The following is a 15,447-nucleotide window of genomic DNA, read 5'->3' as shown; positions in this document are numbered from 1 at the left end:
CTAGCTCCTTGAACTCCGCCGTGTACATCTGTTTTGGTATCTTCTTCATTGCTGGTCTTTCCAAAGGATCGTTGATTTTACGTTACCTATGGAAGACTAAATTTCGGGGGAAGCTCACTTTTTGAATGGGCAAGTTTCTTTCTGTTATTTACAGTATCTTGCGTGATCGCATCGGACATGGAGGCCAAGGGCTATGTCTTGCTCGACCGGGTAGTACGATTGTGTGGATTGGAATCTCTTTTTTTATTCTTATAGAAGGTTTGTTTTATATTGCAGCGGTCACGATGGGCGGTCAGCCATCAAACGCAAGTCTGATTTTCGGCTTCGACAACTACCGTTTCTTCAACCACGTTCAAACCATCACATTGCCACTGCTGGCTCTGCTGATATCCCGCCGTGCAGGAACCAAGCCAAACATATTCGCCTGGGCCGTCACATCAATATGGTGGGCGCTGCTCTTTGTCACCGCCGGACGCGGGACCTTTATCGGCTTGGTGGCAGGTGTGTTGGTAAGCTGGGGTTTTCTGCGCAAAGCTGCTCTGCCGTGGTGCCGGATCATGCTGTGGTCGGCGCTGATCGGCCTCGGTATTTATATTCTGTTTTACGTGCTGGTTCCGCTATCACTGGGTTTGCAGCCGTTCGGCTTTCTGTTTTCTGTAGTCGAGCGCACCGTGAAAATCCCAGTTCCAGCCGTTGGCCAATGTGGGTGCGCGCTTGGGAGCTCATGCTGGCGCATCCGTGGCTCGGCGTCGGACCTTTGCATTTCGCCCACTACGGACGCGATCTGCAAATTGCTGCGCATCCGCACAATTGGCTGTTGCAGATCGGCTGCGAATGGGGAATTCCGGCGTTGCTGTGCCTGATGGCGGCGATTGGTCTTGGATTCAAAAGGCTGTTGGCGGTACGTCAGTATCTGGATAGTAACGATGTCAACAATCACACGACGCTGGCCGCCTGGCTGACCATTGGTGTGGCGATTCTGGTCGATGGCCTGGTGTCGGGCTTGATCGTGATGCCGACCAGCCAGTTGTGGATCGCCTTGTACATCGGCTGCGCCTGGGGCTGGACGGTGTCGATGACCCCGCCGACGCAGATGAAGACGGTACGCCTGTCGATGACGATCAGGTTAGGCGGCATCCTCATTCTGCTGGCGTCGCTTTATTTTCTGTTCAATGGACTCTGGTCGGAGATACTGAATTTGCCTGCTTATGAAGAGCAGAATATGCAAAAAGACCGCTATCCAGATGCAATATTGCATCCCCGGATTTGGGCCGGGGGCTATTTCTGAGGCGTGGCGGGCGGCTAAATGATGATGGAATTATTTATTCCGCCACCCAATCCCCCGACTTGCCGCCATGTTTTTCCATCACTCGCACATCAGTAATCACCATCCCCCGATCCACCGCTTTACACATGTCGTAGATCGTCAATAAACCAATCTGTACCGCCGTCAGTGCTTCCATCTCTACCCCGGTTTTGCCTACTGTTTCGGCTTGCGCGTTGCAAGCGATGCTGGCGTTGGCCTCATCGATGCTGAAATCGACCGTCACGCGTGTCAGTGCCAGCGGGTGGCATAGCGGGATCAGGTCGCTGGTGCGTTTGGTGGCCATGATGGCGGCGATGCGGGCGATGCTGAGGACGTCGCCTTTCTTGGCGGTGCCGGACTGGATCAGCGCCAGCGTTGCGGCCTTCATGCGGATGCAGCCGCTGGCGATGGCGATGCGGTGAGTGTCGTTCTTGTTGCCGACATCGACCATGTGGGCCTGCCCGGTTTGATCGAAGTGGGTCAGTTTGCTGGTGGCGGAGTTATTTTCGGTCATGGCGATATTTTCTTTCGGTGGTGCAAGCAGCAGCGTCCTGACCGCGAACGCGGGGAACGATTTTACGGTCAATCGGGATTCCCGGGTTGGCAAGAACGGCGCTGATTTAAAATGACGGATGCGAACTTGTTTGCTAGCTGAGTAGCATAGCATCCTGACTTTTACCTTACCCATTAATCAATGACCCGACCGTTGCAATCGCCCCGCCGCATACTGCTTGCCGCGCTCGTCAGCGTGTGCGGCTTGTGTTGCGCTTTGCTGCCGCCATCTGTACAGGCAGTTCAAAATCTGCCGACATTGGGCGACGCGGCGCGCGAATCGTTGCCGCCGCTGATGGAGTGCAAGCTTGGCGAGGAGGTCATGCACGATATCCGGCGCGATCCGGATTACATGAACGATGCGCCGCTGCTGGAGTACCTGAACAATTTCGGCTGGACGCTGGTGGCGGCGCGGCCGGAAGTACGCGGCGAGGCCGCTTTCGACTTTTTCTTTTTTGCGGTGCGCGATCCGGCTTTGAATGCGTTTGCGCTGCCGGGCGGCTTTATCGGCGTGCATTCCGGGCTGATCCTGGCGGCGCAAAGCGAATCGGAACTGGCTTCGGTGCTGGCGCATGAAATCGGTCACGTTGCCCAGCACCATATCGCACGGATGCTGGGCGGCCAAAAACAGGATTCGATGATTGCTCTGGCTTCGATGTTGCTGGGCGCGCTGGCGCTGCGCGGCAGTGGTGATGTCGGTGCTGCGGTGATGATGGGCGGTACCGGCGTGGCAATGCAGCGGCAATTGAATTTCAGCCGCGATGCCGAACGCGAGGCGGATCGCATCGGGTTATCGATTCTGGATTCCGGTGGCTTCGATACCAGCGGCATGGTGGCTTTTTTCGGCCGTTTGCAAACCGCTTCCCGTAATTATTCCGAGGTGATTCCACCTTATTTGCTGACGCACCCGCTGACCACCGAGCGCATCGCCGACATCGAGGCGCGCATCCGCGAACAACGTTACCGGCAACGCGTCGATAGTCTGGATTTTCAGTTGATACGAGCCCGCGTGCGGGTGTTGCAGGACGATACCGAACAAGGGCGGCGCGAGGCGCAATACGCGTTCGACGCGCAACTGAAACTGCACACCAAGCAGCACATCGTCGCCGCTAAATACGGCATGGCTTTGCTGGCGTTCAAGAGGCAAGATTACCGTAGCGCAGAAGAGTTGCTGAATCAGGCTGTGGCCGCCGCCGCCCCAGCCAGGCAAAGTCTGGTGCTGACCGATCTGGGCATTGAGATCATGCTGGCCAACAAGCGTGAGGCCGAGGCGCTGAAGCTGGTACAGCAGGCGCAGTTGCAGTTTCCGTTGTCGCGCGGATTTGCGCACCAGTACGCCAGAGTGCTGATTGCCAGCAAGCGCCTGACTGAGGCCACCAGCTACCTGCGCGAACAGGCGCAGTTGTATCGTAAGGACGCGGATGTACAGGAGTTGCTGGCCAGGGCGTATTCGGCGCAGGGGAGGCGGGCGCTGCAGCACATGGCTCTGGCGGAGTCCTATGTGTTGACCGGCAGTGTGCCGGCGGCGTTGGATCAGTTGCGGATTGCGCGTAATTCGCCGGATGCGGGGTTTTACGATCAGTCGATGATTGATGCGCGCGAGCGGGAGTTGCAGGAGCGCTGGAAAGAGGAAGTAAAGGCTGCGAAAGAGTAGGGACGCGGAGGTTGCCGCTCTGTGGTTACCTCAAATGGGGGGCAGAGTAATTGACGACGATGAGGCTGTCGTAAAAAAACTCTGATCCCATTTGACTAGATTTGCCGGGGTGTTGGCACGAAACTGAACCGTGTTTCGATATCGGTTGTGGCAATGTGTGAGACCGGGATGGCGATCTCTGCGGCTTGCCAGGTCAGGCTACCCTGATCTGACGGGTTCTCCATCCAGGCCAACAGAGCGTCGTCGCCGGCAAGTTTCTCATCCAGCCGCAACGCTGTCAGCGCTTGCACCAGATCGCGATCGTCAATTGCCGCAACTTTGCCCGGTGCGATCAGTAACAACCTGCCGTCGTCGGTCAGCATGACGGCGTCGATAGCGGTCATAGCTTCGCCAGTCTGTAACACATAACCCAGCGCCGGATCGGTATGGGCAATGTAGGGCGTCAGCTCCAGATCGACATATACCCGTTGCGGGCCATTCTGAAAATACCAGCAGCCCTGTTCATCTACGTTGTAGTTCCGGTTGATAAAACCGACCAGTCCGGCATGCATGATCTTGTCGCCCGGCAGATGCAGGCGCTGGGTTTGCTCATCGCGCATGCGCCAGGCGCCACGTGCGTCCAGTCTCAGCCAGCCGCAGCAGTGTGGTGCGTTCGGCCATTTGCGCATTGCCTGTTCGACGATGTGATCCATGCTGGTTTAATGCTCCGACAAGAAACGCAGCATGCGCTGCGGCAGCCAGTCCAGCCGGCCGGGCGGGCCGCCAATCGCGAAGCCGACATGACCACCGTGTGCCGGGTATTCCAGGGTGACGCTGGATGCAGCCTTGGGCGGCAGATGCTGCGGCGGCAGGAACGGATCGTTCTTGGCGTTGAGTACCAGTGTTGGCATGGTGATGTCGTTCATCACCAGCTTGGCGCTGGCGCGATGCCAGTAATCCTCCGTGTTGCGAAAGCCGTGCAGAGGGGCGGTGACGATGTTGTCGAATTCGTAGAGATCACGCGCACTCAGCATTTTTTCGCGGTCGAACAGGTGCGGAAACTGTTGCAGTTTGTCTAGTGATTTGCTCTTCATGGTGCGCAGGAAGGGGCGCGTGTAGATCATGTTGAAACCATGCGACAGCGCCGCGCCGCCGCCGGCCAGATCAAGCGGTGCGGAGATGGCGCAGGCAGCGTCAATGATCTTGGCCTGGTGCTGCGATTCGCCCAGCCAGCGCAGCAGGGCGTTGCCGCCGAGCGAGATGCTGGTCGCATAGAATTTGCTGAATTGTTTGTCAGGGCGCAGCGCTGACAGGCGGCGCAGGATCCAGTCGATTTCTTCGGCGTCGCCGGAATGATAAAAGCGCGGCGCCTGGTTGATTTCTCCCGAGCAACCGCGGAAATGCGGCACCGCGCCCGACCAGCCCAGTGTCACCAGTTGCGCCATCAGGGCGCGGCTGTAATGGCTGTCGGAAGAGCCTTCCAGTCCGTGGAACAGGACTACCAGCGGCCGGTCCGGCTGACCGTCGACAAAATCGATATCGATGAAATCGCCGTCCGGCGTATCCCAGCGCTCGCGCCGGTAGCTGACTGCCGGCTTGCTGATACAGGTCGCCGGATAAATCGTTTGCAGGTGGCCGCCCGGCAGCCAGAGCGGCGCCAGGTAAGAAGCGGGGGAGGTGGAGGTACTCATGCGAACAGGTTAACACCTATGTTGGGGGAGTGGTCAGTGCCACGAATGGGGCAATACAATGAACGGGACAATACAACGAATGGCGCAGTGCCGCGAATAGGTCAATGCAACATGGCCGTCGTCACCGCTTCTTCCGGCGCCGCGCCGGGAGCTACCGAGGCGTGATGCAACACGATGCGCCAGCCGCGCGGGGTCTTCATATAGACATTGGTTGCCAGGATATGCATGTTACGGTCGTTATCGCCGGCTTGGTGAAGCTCTTCAACCAGATTGTGGATGCTGGTCGACATGTTTTGGCTGATGTGCAACTGGCGCACCCGGATGTGCACGCCGCCGCGTTCAAACAGCATGTCGAACGCCGCCCGGATTGCCGCATGTCCGTGCAGCCTGGGGCCATTCGGATGGATGCAGACGATGTCGTCGTCATCTGCCCAGAGCGCCATCATGGCCTCGATGTCGGCCCGGCTCATGGCATCGTAAAACGCGGTTTCTGTTTCTTCGGCTGAACCATGCATAAATTTGACATGCGGCATATTGCCTCCGTGCTCGCGCACATTTGGATCGAGTTGTGAAGATGTAACGATGTGACAACGTTTTGCTGCAATCAAAAAAGGGAGCACTGCTCCCTTTTGGTTTCCCTCAATATTCTCAATGTCCCTTGACGACCGCGCCCGGTTTCAAGCGGTATTGGGTGCCGCAGTATGGGCATTTGGCATTGCCGCTGCTATCCAGATTCAGGAATACGCGCGGATGCGACGACCAGGTCGGCATCAGCGGGTTAGGACAATGCGCCGGCAAGTCCTTGCCGTCGAGTTCAACCGGGGCTTGCGTGTTTGCTGCTGTAGTCATTTATTTCTCCAAATTTACCTGTGCTGGATTTTACTTGTACTTCCTACTTGTAATTTTTACTTGTACTTTGTACTTCTGGTTAATTGTTGCCGCTGCCGGCTTATTTGCCGACCACGGTCAGCCAGTGCCGATATTTATCCGACTTGCCTGCCACGACATCGAAGAACATTGACTGCATTTTTTCGGTGATCGGGCCGCGCTTGCCTTCGCCGATGGCGCGATTATCCAGTTCGCGGATCGGCGTGATCTCGGCCGCGGTGCCGGTAAAGAAGGCTTCATCGCTGCAATACACTTCATCGCGGGGGATGCGTTTTTCGATGACTTCGATGCCGCTGTCGCGTGCCATCGTCAATACCGCATCGCGCGTGATGCCGTCCAGGCAGGATGCCAGGTCTGGCGTATAGATTTTGCCGTTCTTGACGATGAAGACGTTTTCGCCCGAGCCTTCTGAGACATAGCCGTCGGTATCGAGCAACAACGCTTCATCGTAGCCGTCGGTCAGCGCCTCCTGATTGGCCAGGATCGAGTTGATGTAATAGCCGCTGGCTTTAGCGCGTACCAGCGACACATTGACGTGGTGGCGGCTGAACGAAGAGGTCTTGACGCGGATGCCCTTGGCCAGCCCGTCTTCGCCAAGGTAAGCGCCCCACGGCCAGGCCGCAATTGCGACGTGAATCGTATTGCCCTTGGCCGAGATGCCCAGCTTTTCTGAGCCGATCCAGATCAGTGGGCGCATGTAGCACGATGCCAGATTGTTCTCGCGCACCACGGCGATTTGCGCATCGATCAGGGTGTGCAGGTCGTACGGCACTTGCATCTGAAAAATCTTGGCCGAGTTGAGCAGGCGCTGGGTATGTTCTTGCAAGCGAAAGATAGCCGCGCCGTGCTCGGTCTGGTAGACGCGTACGCCTTCGAATACCGCCATGCCATAGTGCAGCGAATGCGTCAGGACGTGGATATTGGCATCGCGCCAGTCGATCAGTTTGCCGTCTTTCCAAATTTTGCCGTCGCGGTCGTCCATGGACATGGTTAGCTCTCCGTTAAAAAATAAAAAATTGCCTAAGGTGCAACGGCGTCTGGCTGAAGTCCGGCTTCAGCCACTGAAGGTGCATACGCTACAGATATTGAGCAAATTCAAGGCGTATCAACACATATTGTAACGGATTCGGCACGGCCTACTCTGTAGAACATTGGTATTGGCAATGTGGCTTTTGGTAGCGATTGCGCGCGCAAAACGGTGTTTTGACCGGAGCTGGTGGAGTAAAATAGGCGCTTTTCCTCACTGATATTGTCTGATCGTCATGAAATTCAATCGACTAAGCGACTTGATCGCGCAACACCAGTTGCAAGGCAAACGTGTTTTTATCCGCGCCGACCTCAACGTACCGCAAGACGCCGCCGGCAATATTACTGAAGACACGCGCATCCGCGCCTCGGTGCCGGCGATCCGTCAGGCGCTCGACGCCGGCGCCGCCGTGATGGTGACGTCGCACCTCGGCCGCCCAACCGAAGGCGAATTCAAGCCGGAAGATTCGCTGGCGCCAATCGCCAAGCGTCTGGCCGAACTGCTGGGGCAGCCGGTTGCGTTGAAACAGAATTGGGTTGACGGCGTTGATGTTGCACCGGGCCAGGTGGTGCTGCTGGAAAACTGCCGCGTCAACCAGGGCGAGAAAAAGAACAGCGACGAGCTGGCGCAAAAGATCGCCAGGCTGTGCGATGTGTATGTCAACGACGCGTTCGGTACCGCTCACCGCGCCGAAGCCACTACCCACGGCATCGCCAAGTTTGCGCCGGTCGCGTGCGCCGGGCCATTACTGGCGGCGGAACTGGATGCGCTGGGCAAAGCACTGAACCAGCCGGCGCGTCCGCTGGTGGCAATCGTCGCCGGTTCCAAGGTGTCGAGCAAGCTGACCATATTGAAGGCGCTGGCCGACAAGGTGGACAATCTGATCGTTGGCGGCGGCATCGCCAATACCTTTTTGCTGGCCAGCGGCCTGAAGATCGGCAAATCGCTGGCCGAGCCGGATCTGCTGGCGGAAGCCAAGGCCATCATCGACATGATGGCCAAGCGTGGTGCGTCGGTGCCGATTCCGGTCGATGTCGTCTGCGCCAAAGAATTTTCACCGACTGCCGCGGCACAGATCAAGGATGTCGGCGACGTCGCCGAGGATGACCTGATCCTCGATATCGGTCCAAAAACCGCGGCAATGCTGGCCGCGCAACTCGCAGAGGCCGGCACGGTAGTCTGGAACGGCCCGGTCGGCGTATTCGAGTTTGATCAGTTCGGCGAAGGTACCAAGACGCTGGCGCTGGCGATTGCCAATTCTGACGGGTTCTCGATTGCCGGCGGCGGCGATACGCTGGCGGCCATTGCCAAGTATCAGATTAGCGACAAGATCGGTTACATCTCCACCGGCGGTGGCGCGTTCCTGGAATTTTTGGAGGGCAAGACCTTGTCGGCGGTTGAGATTCTGTTGCAACGCGTGACTAAGTAACTACAGAAATATGTTGAACCCGTCGTCCCTGCGTTCGCGACAATGACGGAGATGGCGTCGCTACACATTCACCCATGCTGTTCTGAAAGGTTGTCCATGCAAAGAGCTACCAAGATCGTCGCCACTATCGGACCTGCATCGAGCGATGCTGACACGCTGGCGCGCATGTTCGTCGCCGGTGTCGATGTGGTGCGTCTGAATTTTTCGCATGGTAAGGCGCAGGATCATATCGATCGCGCCAAGCTGGTGCGCGAGGTGGCGGCGGCCTGTGGCAAGCAGGTTGCGATCATGGCTGACCTGCAAGGGCCGAAGATCCGGGTCGGCAAGTTCGAGCAGGGCAAGATCGAGTTGAAGAATGGCGAAAAATTCATTCTCGATGCCGATTGCGGCATGGGCAGCCAGGAACGCGTTGGCCTCGACTACAAGGCTTTGCCGCGCGATCTGCGCCCGGCCGATGTGTTGTTGTTGAACGATGGCCTGATTGTCTTGACGGTTGAAAAAATCATCGGTAATGAGATTCATACGATCGTCAAGATCGGCGGCGAGTTGTCCAACAATAAGGGCATCAACCGTCAGGGTGGTGGCTTGTCGGCACCAGCACTGACCGCCAAGGACATGGATGATATAAAGACCGCCATGAGTTTCCGTGCCGATTATGTCGCCGTGTCGTTCCCGAAGAACGCGACCGACATGGAAATGGCGCGTCAGTTGGCGAATGTGGCCGGCGAAGCCTACGATCACAAGCCGATGATGATCGCCAAGATCGAACGCGCCGAAGCGATTCCGGTCTTGCAGGAAATTCTCGACGCCTCCGACGGCATCATGGTGGCACGCGGCGATCTGGCGGTTGAAGTCGGTAATGCTGCCGTACCCGCGCTGCAAAAGCGCATGATCAAGATGGCGCGCAGTTCCAACAAGCTGGCGATCACTGCCACGCAAATGATGGAATCGATGATCGTCAATGCCGTGCCGACCCGCGCTGAAGTGTCGGATGTGGCCAATGCCGTGCTCGACGGCACCGATGCCGTGATGACCTCCGCCGAGACCGCCTCCGGCAAATATCCGGTCGAGACGGTAGAGGTGATGTCGGCAATCTGCCTGGAGGCCGAAAAATCGGAAGACTGCAAGCTGGCCGCCGATTTCCTCAATGCCCGTTTTACCCGCGTCGATCAGTCGATTGCTTGCGGCGCCCTATTCACTGCACACCATCTGCGGGTCAAGGCGATTGCCGCCATGACCGAGTCCGGTTCCACGGCATTGTGGATGAGCCGGCACAATATCGACATCCCGATTTTTGCCATTACCCCGAGCTTGGCGACCCAGCGCAAGGCCGCGTTATATCGCAACGTACAAACTTTCGAGTTGGCCAAATCGACCGACCGCGAAGCGGTGTTGATGGCTGCGCAGAATCTGCTGTTGTCAAAGGGCGTGGTGCAATTGGGTGACCTGGTGGTCGTCACTTGGGGTGAGCCGATGGGCCAGATCGGCGGCACCAATGCGCTGAAAATCATGAAGATCGGCGAATACTGAAACGCTATCAATGATTGATTAAAATTAAGTAAACCTTTCGCTACAGCGTCACCCCGGCGCACGCGGCCGCCAAAACGGAGTCCCGCATGCACCCGAGTGACCTGGTCCCAGGTAGCAAAACAGATTTTTATTATCGGAGTACAACATGCCTCTCGTATCCATGCGTCAATTGCTGGACCACGCTGCAGAAAACAGCTACGGCCTGCCCGCTTTCAACGTCAATAACCTGGAACAGGTCACTGCCATCATGCAGGCCGCCGATGAAGTCGGTGCGCCGGTCATCATGCAAGCCTCGGCAGGCGCTCGCAAATATGCCGGTGAAGCTTTTCTGCGTCACCTGATCGAAGCCGCGGTCGAAGCATTCCCGCACATTCCGGTCGTCATGCATCAGGATCACGGCCAGTCGCCGGCGGTGTGTATGGCGGCGATCAAATCGGGGTTCACCTCGGTGATGATGGACGGCTCGCTGATGGAAGACGGCAAGTCAGTTGCCAGCTACGAATACAACGTTGAAGTATCGCGCAAGGTGGTGGAGTTCTCACACGCCATCGGCGTCACGGTGGAGGCGGAGCTGGGCGTGCTCGGTTCGCTGGAAACCATGATGGGCGACAAGGAAGACGACCATGGCGCCGACGGCAAGATGACCCGCGAGCAGTTGCTGACCGATGTTTCGCAAGCGGCCGATTTCGTCAAGCAGACCCAGTGCGACGCGCTGGCGATTGCCATCGGCACTTCGCACGGGGCCTATAAATTCTCGCGCAAGCCAACCGGCGACATCTTGGCGATCGAACGCATCAAGGAAATCCACACCCGTATTCCTAACACCCATCTGGTCATGCATGGTTCGTCATCGGTGCCGCAGGAACTGCTGGCGGAAATCCGCGAATTCGGCGGCGACATGAAAGAAACCTACGGCGTGCCGGTAGAGGAAATCCAGGAAGGGATTCGGCACGGCGTGCGCAAGATCAATATCGATACTGACATCCGCCTGGCAATGACCGGCGCGGTTCGTCGCTATCTGATCGAGAATCCAAGCAAATTCGATCCACGCGATTACCTCAAGCCAGCCCGCGAAGCTGCCAAGGCAGTGGTCAAGGCGCGTTTCCTGGCGTTTGGCTGCGAAGGCCAGGCTGCCAGGATCAAACCGATTTCACTGGAAAAAATTGCTGAAAAATACAAGACGGGCGAACTGTCGCAGATCGTTCAGTAAGATATTCACTAATAAGCAGTGTGGTAACCGCGCCAGGCAAGGCCTGGCGCGGTAATTTACCAGGTGCAGAATGATGCTGGCATCTTTCTTGACCTGGTTTTCTGACTTTTGGAATAACCATGACAAGCCTTTACCAATCCACCATTGCCTCCCTGCCGCTGCTCGGTCGCGGCAAGGTGCGCGAAAACTACGCAGTCGGCGATGACAAGATCCTCATCGTCACCTCCGATCGCTTGTCGGCTTTCGACGTCATCATGAACCAGCCGATTCCCGGCAAGGGCAAGGTGTTGAACCGCATGTCCGATTTCTGGTTTGATAAGCTCGCCGCCATCGTGCCGAACCATCTGACCGGCGTTGCCCCGGAATCGGTCGTGGCAGCGGATGAAGTCGAACAGGTGCGCGGCCGTGCCGTGGTGACCAAGCGCCTGCAGCCGATCATGGTCGAGGCGGTTGTGCGCGGCTACATCATCGGCTCGGGCTGGAAAGACTACCAGGCCACCGGCGCCATCTGCGGCATCAGCCTGCCCGCCGGTTTGCAACAGGCGGCCAAGCTGGCCGAGCCGATTTTCACGCCAGCGGCCAAGGCCGAAATGGGTGAGCATGACGAGAACATCAGCTTTGCCGACATGGAAGCCCGCATCGGCAAGGAACTGGCCGAGAAGATCCGCAGCGTCAGCATCGAGCTGTACCAGACCGCCGCCGATTACGCAGCGACGCGTGGCATCATCATCGCCGATACCAAGTTTGAATTCGGCCTCGATAAAGACGGCGTGTTGCACCTGATGGACGAGGTATTGACCGCTGATTCGTCGCGCTTCTGGCCCGCCGCCAGCTATCAGGTCGGCATTTCGCCGCCATCGTTCGACAAGCAGTTCGTGCGCGATTACCTGGAAACCGTCACCAGCTGGAACAAGACTGCGCCTGCGCCGGCGTTACCGGCGGACGTGATTGAAAAAACCGGCGCCAAATATCGTGAAGCACTGCTCAGCCTGACCGGCGAAACTCTGAAGGACTGATGATGAGCAATGCTGCCGTGGTTAAAGATAATGCCGGCCAGCCGCTGGTCGGCATCGTGATGGGCTCATCTTCCGATTGGGACGTGATGCAGCATGCGGTTGCGATCCTGACCGAGTTCGGTGTCGCGCATGAAGCGCAGGTGATTTCGGCGCACCGCATGCCGGATCAGATGTTCGCCTATGCCGAGACCGCGCGCACGCGTGGCCTGCGTGCGATCATCGCGGGTGCCGGCGGCGCCGCCCATTTGCCTGGCATGATTGCCGCCAAGACCATCGTGCCGGTGCTGGGTGTGCCGGTGCCGTCGAAATACTTGCGTGGCGAGGATTCTCTGCTGTCGATCGTGCAGATGCCGAAGGGCATTCCGGTCGCTACATACGCCATCGGCGAAGCGGGTGCCGCCAACGCCGCGTTGTCGGCGATCGCCATGCTGGCGACTACCGACGATGCGCTGGCAGAGAAATTGCTGGCCTTCCGCGTCAAGCAGACGCAAATTGCCCTTGATATGAAATTGCCTCCGGTATGAGTGGTATGCAACAACCTTTAAAAAACACATCAACGCTGGATCTGCCATTGGCCTCCAGCGCGCCTATCCTACCGGGCACCACCCCGCCAACCTGGCTCGGCGTGATGGGTGGCGGCCAACTCGGGCGCATGTTCACGCACCAAGCCCAAGCCATGGGGTACAAGGTGGCGGTGCTGGAGCCGGAGCCGGATTGTCCGGCCGGGCACGTCGCCGATCGCCACTTCCTGGCTAACTACAGTGACGCATTTGCGTTGGCCGACATGGCCGCCCTGTGCGCGGCAGTTACTACCGAATTTGAAAATGTCTCGGCCCAAAGCCTGGCGACTCTGGCGCAGCACAGCTTTGTCGCGCCTGCCGCAGCCAGCGTCTCGGTAGCCCAGGACCGGATGCTGGAAAAGCGCTTCTTCACCGCGTGCGCCAAAGAATCGACAGTGCTGCCGGCGCCGCATAAGCTGATCGCATCGGCAGCCGATATCGATGACATTCCGGCCGATCTGCTGCCCGGCATTCTGAAAACAGTCCGCCTCGGCTATGACGGCAAGGGCCAGGCACGGGTGCGCACGCTGGATGAGGTGCGTCAGGCGTTTGCCGATATGAATGGCGTCGAATGCGTGTTGGAGAAAATGCTGCCGCTGGCTTATGAAGTCTCGGTGCTGGTGGTGCGCGGCGCAGACGCCAAGGCCGTGGTTTGCCCAATTGCCGAAAACGTACATCGCGACGGCATCCTGTTCACCACCACCGTCCCGGGCCCGAACGTCTCTGATGAAACCGCCAAACGCGCACAGCATGCAGCGTTGGTCATCATTGAGCAACTGGCTTACGTCGGGGTGCTGTGTATTGAATTCTTTGTGTTGCAGGACGGTTCGCTGGTAGTCAACGAGGTGGCACCGCGGCCGCACAACAGCGGCCATTACACGATGGATGCCTGCGTCACCAGCCAGTTTGCACAGCAAGTGCGGGCAATGGCGCGTCTGCCGCTGGGCGATACCCGCCAGCATTCACCGGCGGTGATGCTAAATATACTCGGCGATGTCTGGTTCGAAGGCGACAGCGATCAGGCCCGTGAACCGGCCTGGGATAAGATTCTTGCATTGCCGTCCGCGCATCTGCATTTGTACGGTAAAGCCCAACCGCGCCGTGGCCGCAAGATGGGGCACATCACTTTTATCGCAGCGACACTGCCGGCAGCACAGCAACAGCTGGCCGCCGCTTGTGCCATCCTCGGTATCGTACTGTAATGACGCAGCAGTTTATCGATCTGTCGGCAATCCGTCTGGCTGCGCGTAAGCTGGAAGCGGGCGGATTGGTTGCCTTTCCAACTGAAACCGTGTACGGGCTTGGCGCCGATGCCGAAAATCCGCTCGCGGTAGCGGGTATCTACGCTGCCAAGGGACGGCCCTCGAATCATCCGGTGATTGTGCACGTCGCACCCGAAGCTGACATTGGTTATTGGGTGTCATCAATCCCGCTTGAGGCCAAGGTGTTGATGGCTGCCTTTTGGCCGGGGCCGCTGACCTTGATCCTGCCGCGTGCCGCACATATCCCGGATCAGGTATCTGGCGGCCAGCATTCCATCGGCCTGCGTTGCCCATCCCATCCGGTGGCGCAAGCGTTGTTGCGCGAGTTTAAAGGCGGAAAAGGTGGTATCGCTGCACCATCTGCGAACAAATTCGGCCATGTCAGCCCGACCACTGCGCAACACGTGCGCGACGAGTTCGACACCGACGGCGACAGCCCGATCGCTTGCATATTAGACGGTGGACAAAGCGAAGTCGGCATCGAATCGACCATCATTGATTTATCGCGCATCGCAACCCATGGGCCGGTGCTGTTGCGCCCCGGTCATATCGGCGCCGCGCAGATTGCCGCAGTACTCGGTGTCGCCGTGCACGCTGCCGACGCTGCCGCACCGCGTGCTTCTGGCACATTGGAATCCCACTACGCGCCACGCACGCCGGTATTGCTCGTGTCGTCCGATCAACTGGTTGCAACACTGCTGCAATTGCATCAAGCCGGACAAAAGCTGGCCATGATTGCCTACTCCAGACTAGCCGCGCAACTGCCGCCGCTAAGCGCCCAATTCCAGATGGCCGCGCAGGCACCGGCTTATGCGCATGATCTGTATGCGGCGCTGCGAACTATGGATCATGCCACAGCCGATCTGATCGTCGTCGAGGCACCTCCATGCGACCCTGAGTGGCAGGGTATTAATGATCGATTGCGTCGCGCCGCGCACGATTCGTCTGCAGTTTTGGCTGACTTTAAAAATAATTTGAGGTAAAAAAGCTACAAGTCTAGTCAAATCATTCTAAAGCTGGCATAGTGTAAAAAAGAATAGCACGCGCGTTCTTTTTTCTGTTTTTTACTTATACGGGCATGAAAAAGATGCTTTGGGGCTGTAATTTTTCCCAATAATAAATGTGTCCGGTTTAGGAAAATGCAGTCGAATAAGAGAGTGCCTACTGGCTCAGCCAGAATTCAAGGTGCCAAAAAACGGGTTTGTAGTTTGTACTGCTTGAGCTTCCCCCGAAATTTAGTCTTCCATAGGTAACGTAAAATCAACGATCCTTTGGAAAGACCAGCAATGAAGAAGATACCAAAACAGATGTACACGGCGGAGTTCAAGGAGCTAGCCGTGCAA

15 protein-coding genes and 1 pseudogene are annotated in these 15,447 nt (G+C 57.6%); 10 read left to right on the top strand and 6 right to left on the bottom strand.

From position 1 onward, the window contains the following. Nucleotides 1–442: 442 nt before the first annotated feature. Together ACIQ0R_RS05185 and ACIQ0R_RS05180 are read left to right on the top strand one after the other, a co-directional pair. A pseudogene (locus tag ACIQ0R_RS05185) lies at nucleotides 443–802 on the top strand (hypothetical protein); the annotation flags it as partial. A gap of 15 nt (nucleotides 803–817) precedes the next feature. Next, entirely contained in the window at nucleotides 818–1,288 is a 471-nt protein-coding gene (locus ACIQ0R_RS05180) for a hypothetical protein (protein ID WP_395824498.1), read from the top strand. 34 nt (nucleotides 1,289–1,322) lie between these two features. Here ACIQ0R_RS05180 and moaC read toward each other — a convergent pair whose 3' ends face one another. Then, entirely contained in the window at nucleotides 1,323–1,820 is a 498-nt protein-coding gene (gene moaC, locus ACIQ0R_RS05175) for a cyclic pyranopterin monophosphate synthase MoaC (RefSeq protein WP_395824495.1), read from the bottom strand. Between the two features lie 180 nt (nucleotides 1,821–2,000). Between moaC and ACIQ0R_RS05170 the strand changes: the two genes are divergently transcribed. After that, nucleotides 2,001–3,512, top strand: a complete 1,512-nt coding sequence (locus tag ACIQ0R_RS05170) for a M48 family metalloprotease (RefSeq protein ID WP_395824492.1) — start codon at nucleotides 2,001–2,003, stop codon at nucleotides 3,510–3,512. A gap of 95 nt (nucleotides 3,513–3,607) precedes the next feature. On the opposite strand, the gene ACIQ0R_RS05165 is transcribed toward ACIQ0R_RS05170, so the two are convergent. The 5 genes from ACIQ0R_RS05165 to ACIQ0R_RS05145 form a co-directional block, all read right to left on the bottom strand. Then, nucleotides 3,608–4,204: a DUF2946 family protein gene (locus ACIQ0R_RS05165; protein WP_395824489.1), complete on the bottom strand. Its 597-nt coding sequence runs from the start codon at nucleotides 4,202–4,204 to the stop codon at nucleotides 3,608–3,610. Between the two features lie 6 nt (nucleotides 4,205–4,210). Beyond that, on the bottom strand, nucleotides 4,211–5,182 hold the full coding sequence (locus ACIQ0R_RS05160) for a YheT family hydrolase (RefSeq protein ID WP_395824486.1): 972 nt from the start codon (nucleotides 5,180–5,182) through the stop codon (nucleotides 4,211–4,213). 101 nt (nucleotides 5,183–5,283) lie between these two features. Next, on the bottom strand, nucleotides 5,284–5,715 hold the full coding sequence (locus tag ACIQ0R_RS05155; RefSeq protein WP_395824483.1) for a YybH family protein: 432 nt from the start codon (nucleotides 5,713–5,715) through the stop codon (nucleotides 5,284–5,286). 115 nt (nucleotides 5,716–5,830) lie between these two features. After that, the gene (locus ACIQ0R_RS05150) at nucleotides 5,831–6,031 is read right to left on the bottom strand and encodes a zinc-finger domain-containing protein (protein ID WP_395824480.1); all 201 of its coding nucleotides are present in this window, start codon (nucleotides 6,029–6,031) and stop codon (nucleotides 5,831–5,833) included. Between the two features lie 100 nt (nucleotides 6,032–6,131). Next, nucleotides 6,132–7,058, bottom strand: coding sequence for a branched-chain amino acid transaminase (locus ACIQ0R_RS05145; protein WP_395824477.1), 927 nt, complete (start codon nucleotides 7,056–7,058; stop codon nucleotides 6,132–6,134). Nucleotides 7,059–7,332: 274 nt separating this feature from the next. Between ACIQ0R_RS05145 and ACIQ0R_RS05140 the strand changes: the two genes are divergently transcribed. From ACIQ0R_RS05140 to ACIQ0R_RS05110, 7 genes are all read left to right on the top strand, one after another. Then, nucleotides 7,333–8,526 carry a phosphoglycerate kinase gene (locus tag ACIQ0R_RS05140; protein ID WP_395824474.1) on the top strand — a complete coding sequence of 398 codons (1,194 nt, stop codon included), beginning with the start codon at nucleotides 7,333–7,335 and terminating at the stop codon, nucleotides 8,524–8,526. 96 nt (nucleotides 8,527–8,622) lie between these two features. Beyond that, nucleotides 8,623–10,056, top strand: a complete 1,434-nt coding sequence (gene pyk / locus ACIQ0R_RS05135) for a pyruvate kinase (RefSeq protein WP_395824471.1) — start codon at nucleotides 8,623–8,625, stop codon at nucleotides 10,054–10,056. Nucleotides 10,057–10,201: 145 nt separating this feature from the next. Further along, nucleotides 10,202–11,266 carry a class II fructose-bisphosphate aldolase gene (fba, locus tag ACIQ0R_RS05130; RefSeq protein WP_395824469.1) on the top strand — a complete coding sequence of 355 codons (1,065 nt, stop codon included), beginning with the start codon at nucleotides 10,202–10,204 and terminating at the stop codon, nucleotides 11,264–11,266. Between the two features lie 119 nt (nucleotides 11,267–11,385). Next, a complete protein-coding gene (locus ACIQ0R_RS05125) occupies nucleotides 11,386–12,282 on the top strand; it encodes a phosphoribosylaminoimidazolesuccinocarboxamide synthase (RefSeq protein ID WP_395824466.1) in 897 nt (298 codons plus the stop codon). 2 nt (nucleotides 12,283–12,284) lie between these two features. Next, nucleotides 12,285–12,806 (top strand): 5-(carboxyamino)imidazole ribonucleotide mutase, encoded by a 522-nt coding sequence (gene purE / locus ACIQ0R_RS05120; protein ID WP_395824463.1) that lies wholly within the window; start codon nucleotides 12,285–12,287, stop codon nucleotides 12,804–12,806. 5 nt (nucleotides 12,807–12,811) lie between these two features. After that, complete coding sequence (locus ACIQ0R_RS05115) at nucleotides 12,812–14,044, top strand: 5-(carboxyamino)imidazole ribonucleotide synthase (protein WP_395824459.1); 1,233 nt, start codon at nucleotides 12,812–12,814, stop codon at nucleotides 14,042–14,044. Then, entirely contained in the window at nucleotides 14,044–15,087 is a 1,044-nt protein-coding gene (locus tag ACIQ0R_RS05110) for an L-threonylcarbamoyladenylate synthase (protein WP_395824456.1), read from the top strand. Before ACIQ0R_RS05115 ends, ACIQ0R_RS05110 begins: the two co-directional genes overlap by 1 nt. Nucleotides 15,088–15,447 lie beyond the last annotated feature (360 nt).

This window comes from Collimonas sp. (assembly GCF_044339385.1).
Classification (GTDB): domain Bacteria; phylum Pseudomonadota; class Gammaproteobacteria; order Burkholderiales; family Burkholderiaceae_D; genus Collimonas.
Note: the sequence above shows the minus strand (reverse complement) of the source record. Positions and strands in the feature narration are given on the sequence as shown.

Coding starts and splice junctions, on each gene's coding strand:
- moaC (WP_395824495.1), bottom strand. CDS start 1,820: ATGACCGAAAATAACTCCGCCACCAGCAAACTGACCCACTTCGATCAA.
- ACIQ0R_RS05170 (WP_395824492.1), top strand. CDS start 2,001: ATGACCCGACCGTTGCAATCGCCCCGCCGCATACTGCTTGCCGCGCTC.
- ACIQ0R_RS05165 (WP_395824489.1), bottom strand. CDS start 4,204: ATGGATCACATCGTCGAACAGGCAATGCGCAAATGGCCGAACGCACCA.
- ACIQ0R_RS05160 (WP_395824486.1), bottom strand. CDS start 5,182: ATGAGTACCTCCACCTCCCCCGCTTCTTACCTGGCGCCGCTCTGGCTG.
- ACIQ0R_RS05155 (WP_395824483.1), bottom strand. CDS start 5,715: ATGCCGCATGTCAAATTTATGCATGGTTCAGCCGAAGAAACAGAAACC.
- ACIQ0R_RS05150 (WP_395824480.1), bottom strand. CDS start 6,031: ATGACTACAGCAGCAAACACGCAAGCCCCGGTTGAACTCGACGGCAAG.
- ACIQ0R_RS05145 (WP_395824477.1), bottom strand. CDS start 7,058: ATGTCCATGGACGACCGCGACGGCAAAATTTGGAAAGACGGCAAACTG.
- ACIQ0R_RS05140 (WP_395824474.1), top strand. CDS start 7,333: ATGAAATTCAATCGACTAAGCGACTTGATCGCGCAACACCAGTTGCAA.
- pyk (WP_395824471.1), top strand. CDS start 8,623: ATGCAAAGAGCTACCAAGATCGTCGCCACTATCGGACCTGCATCGAGC.
- fba (WP_395824469.1), top strand. CDS start 10,202: ATGCCTCTCGTATCCATGCGTCAATTGCTGGACCACGCTGCAGAAAAC.
- ACIQ0R_RS05125 (WP_395824466.1), top strand. CDS start 11,386: ATGACAAGCCTTTACCAATCCACCATTGCCTCCCTGCCGCTGCTCGGT.
- purE (WP_395824463.1), top strand. CDS start 12,285: ATGAGCAATGCTGCCGTGGTTAAAGATAATGCCGGCCAGCCGCTGGTC.
- ACIQ0R_RS05115 (WP_395824459.1), top strand. CDS start 12,812: ATGCAACAACCTTTAAAAAACACATCAACGCTGGATCTGCCATTGGCC.
- ACIQ0R_RS05110 (WP_395824456.1), top strand. CDS start 14,044: ATGACGCAGCAGTTTATCGATCTGTCGGCAATCCGTCTGGCTGCGCGT.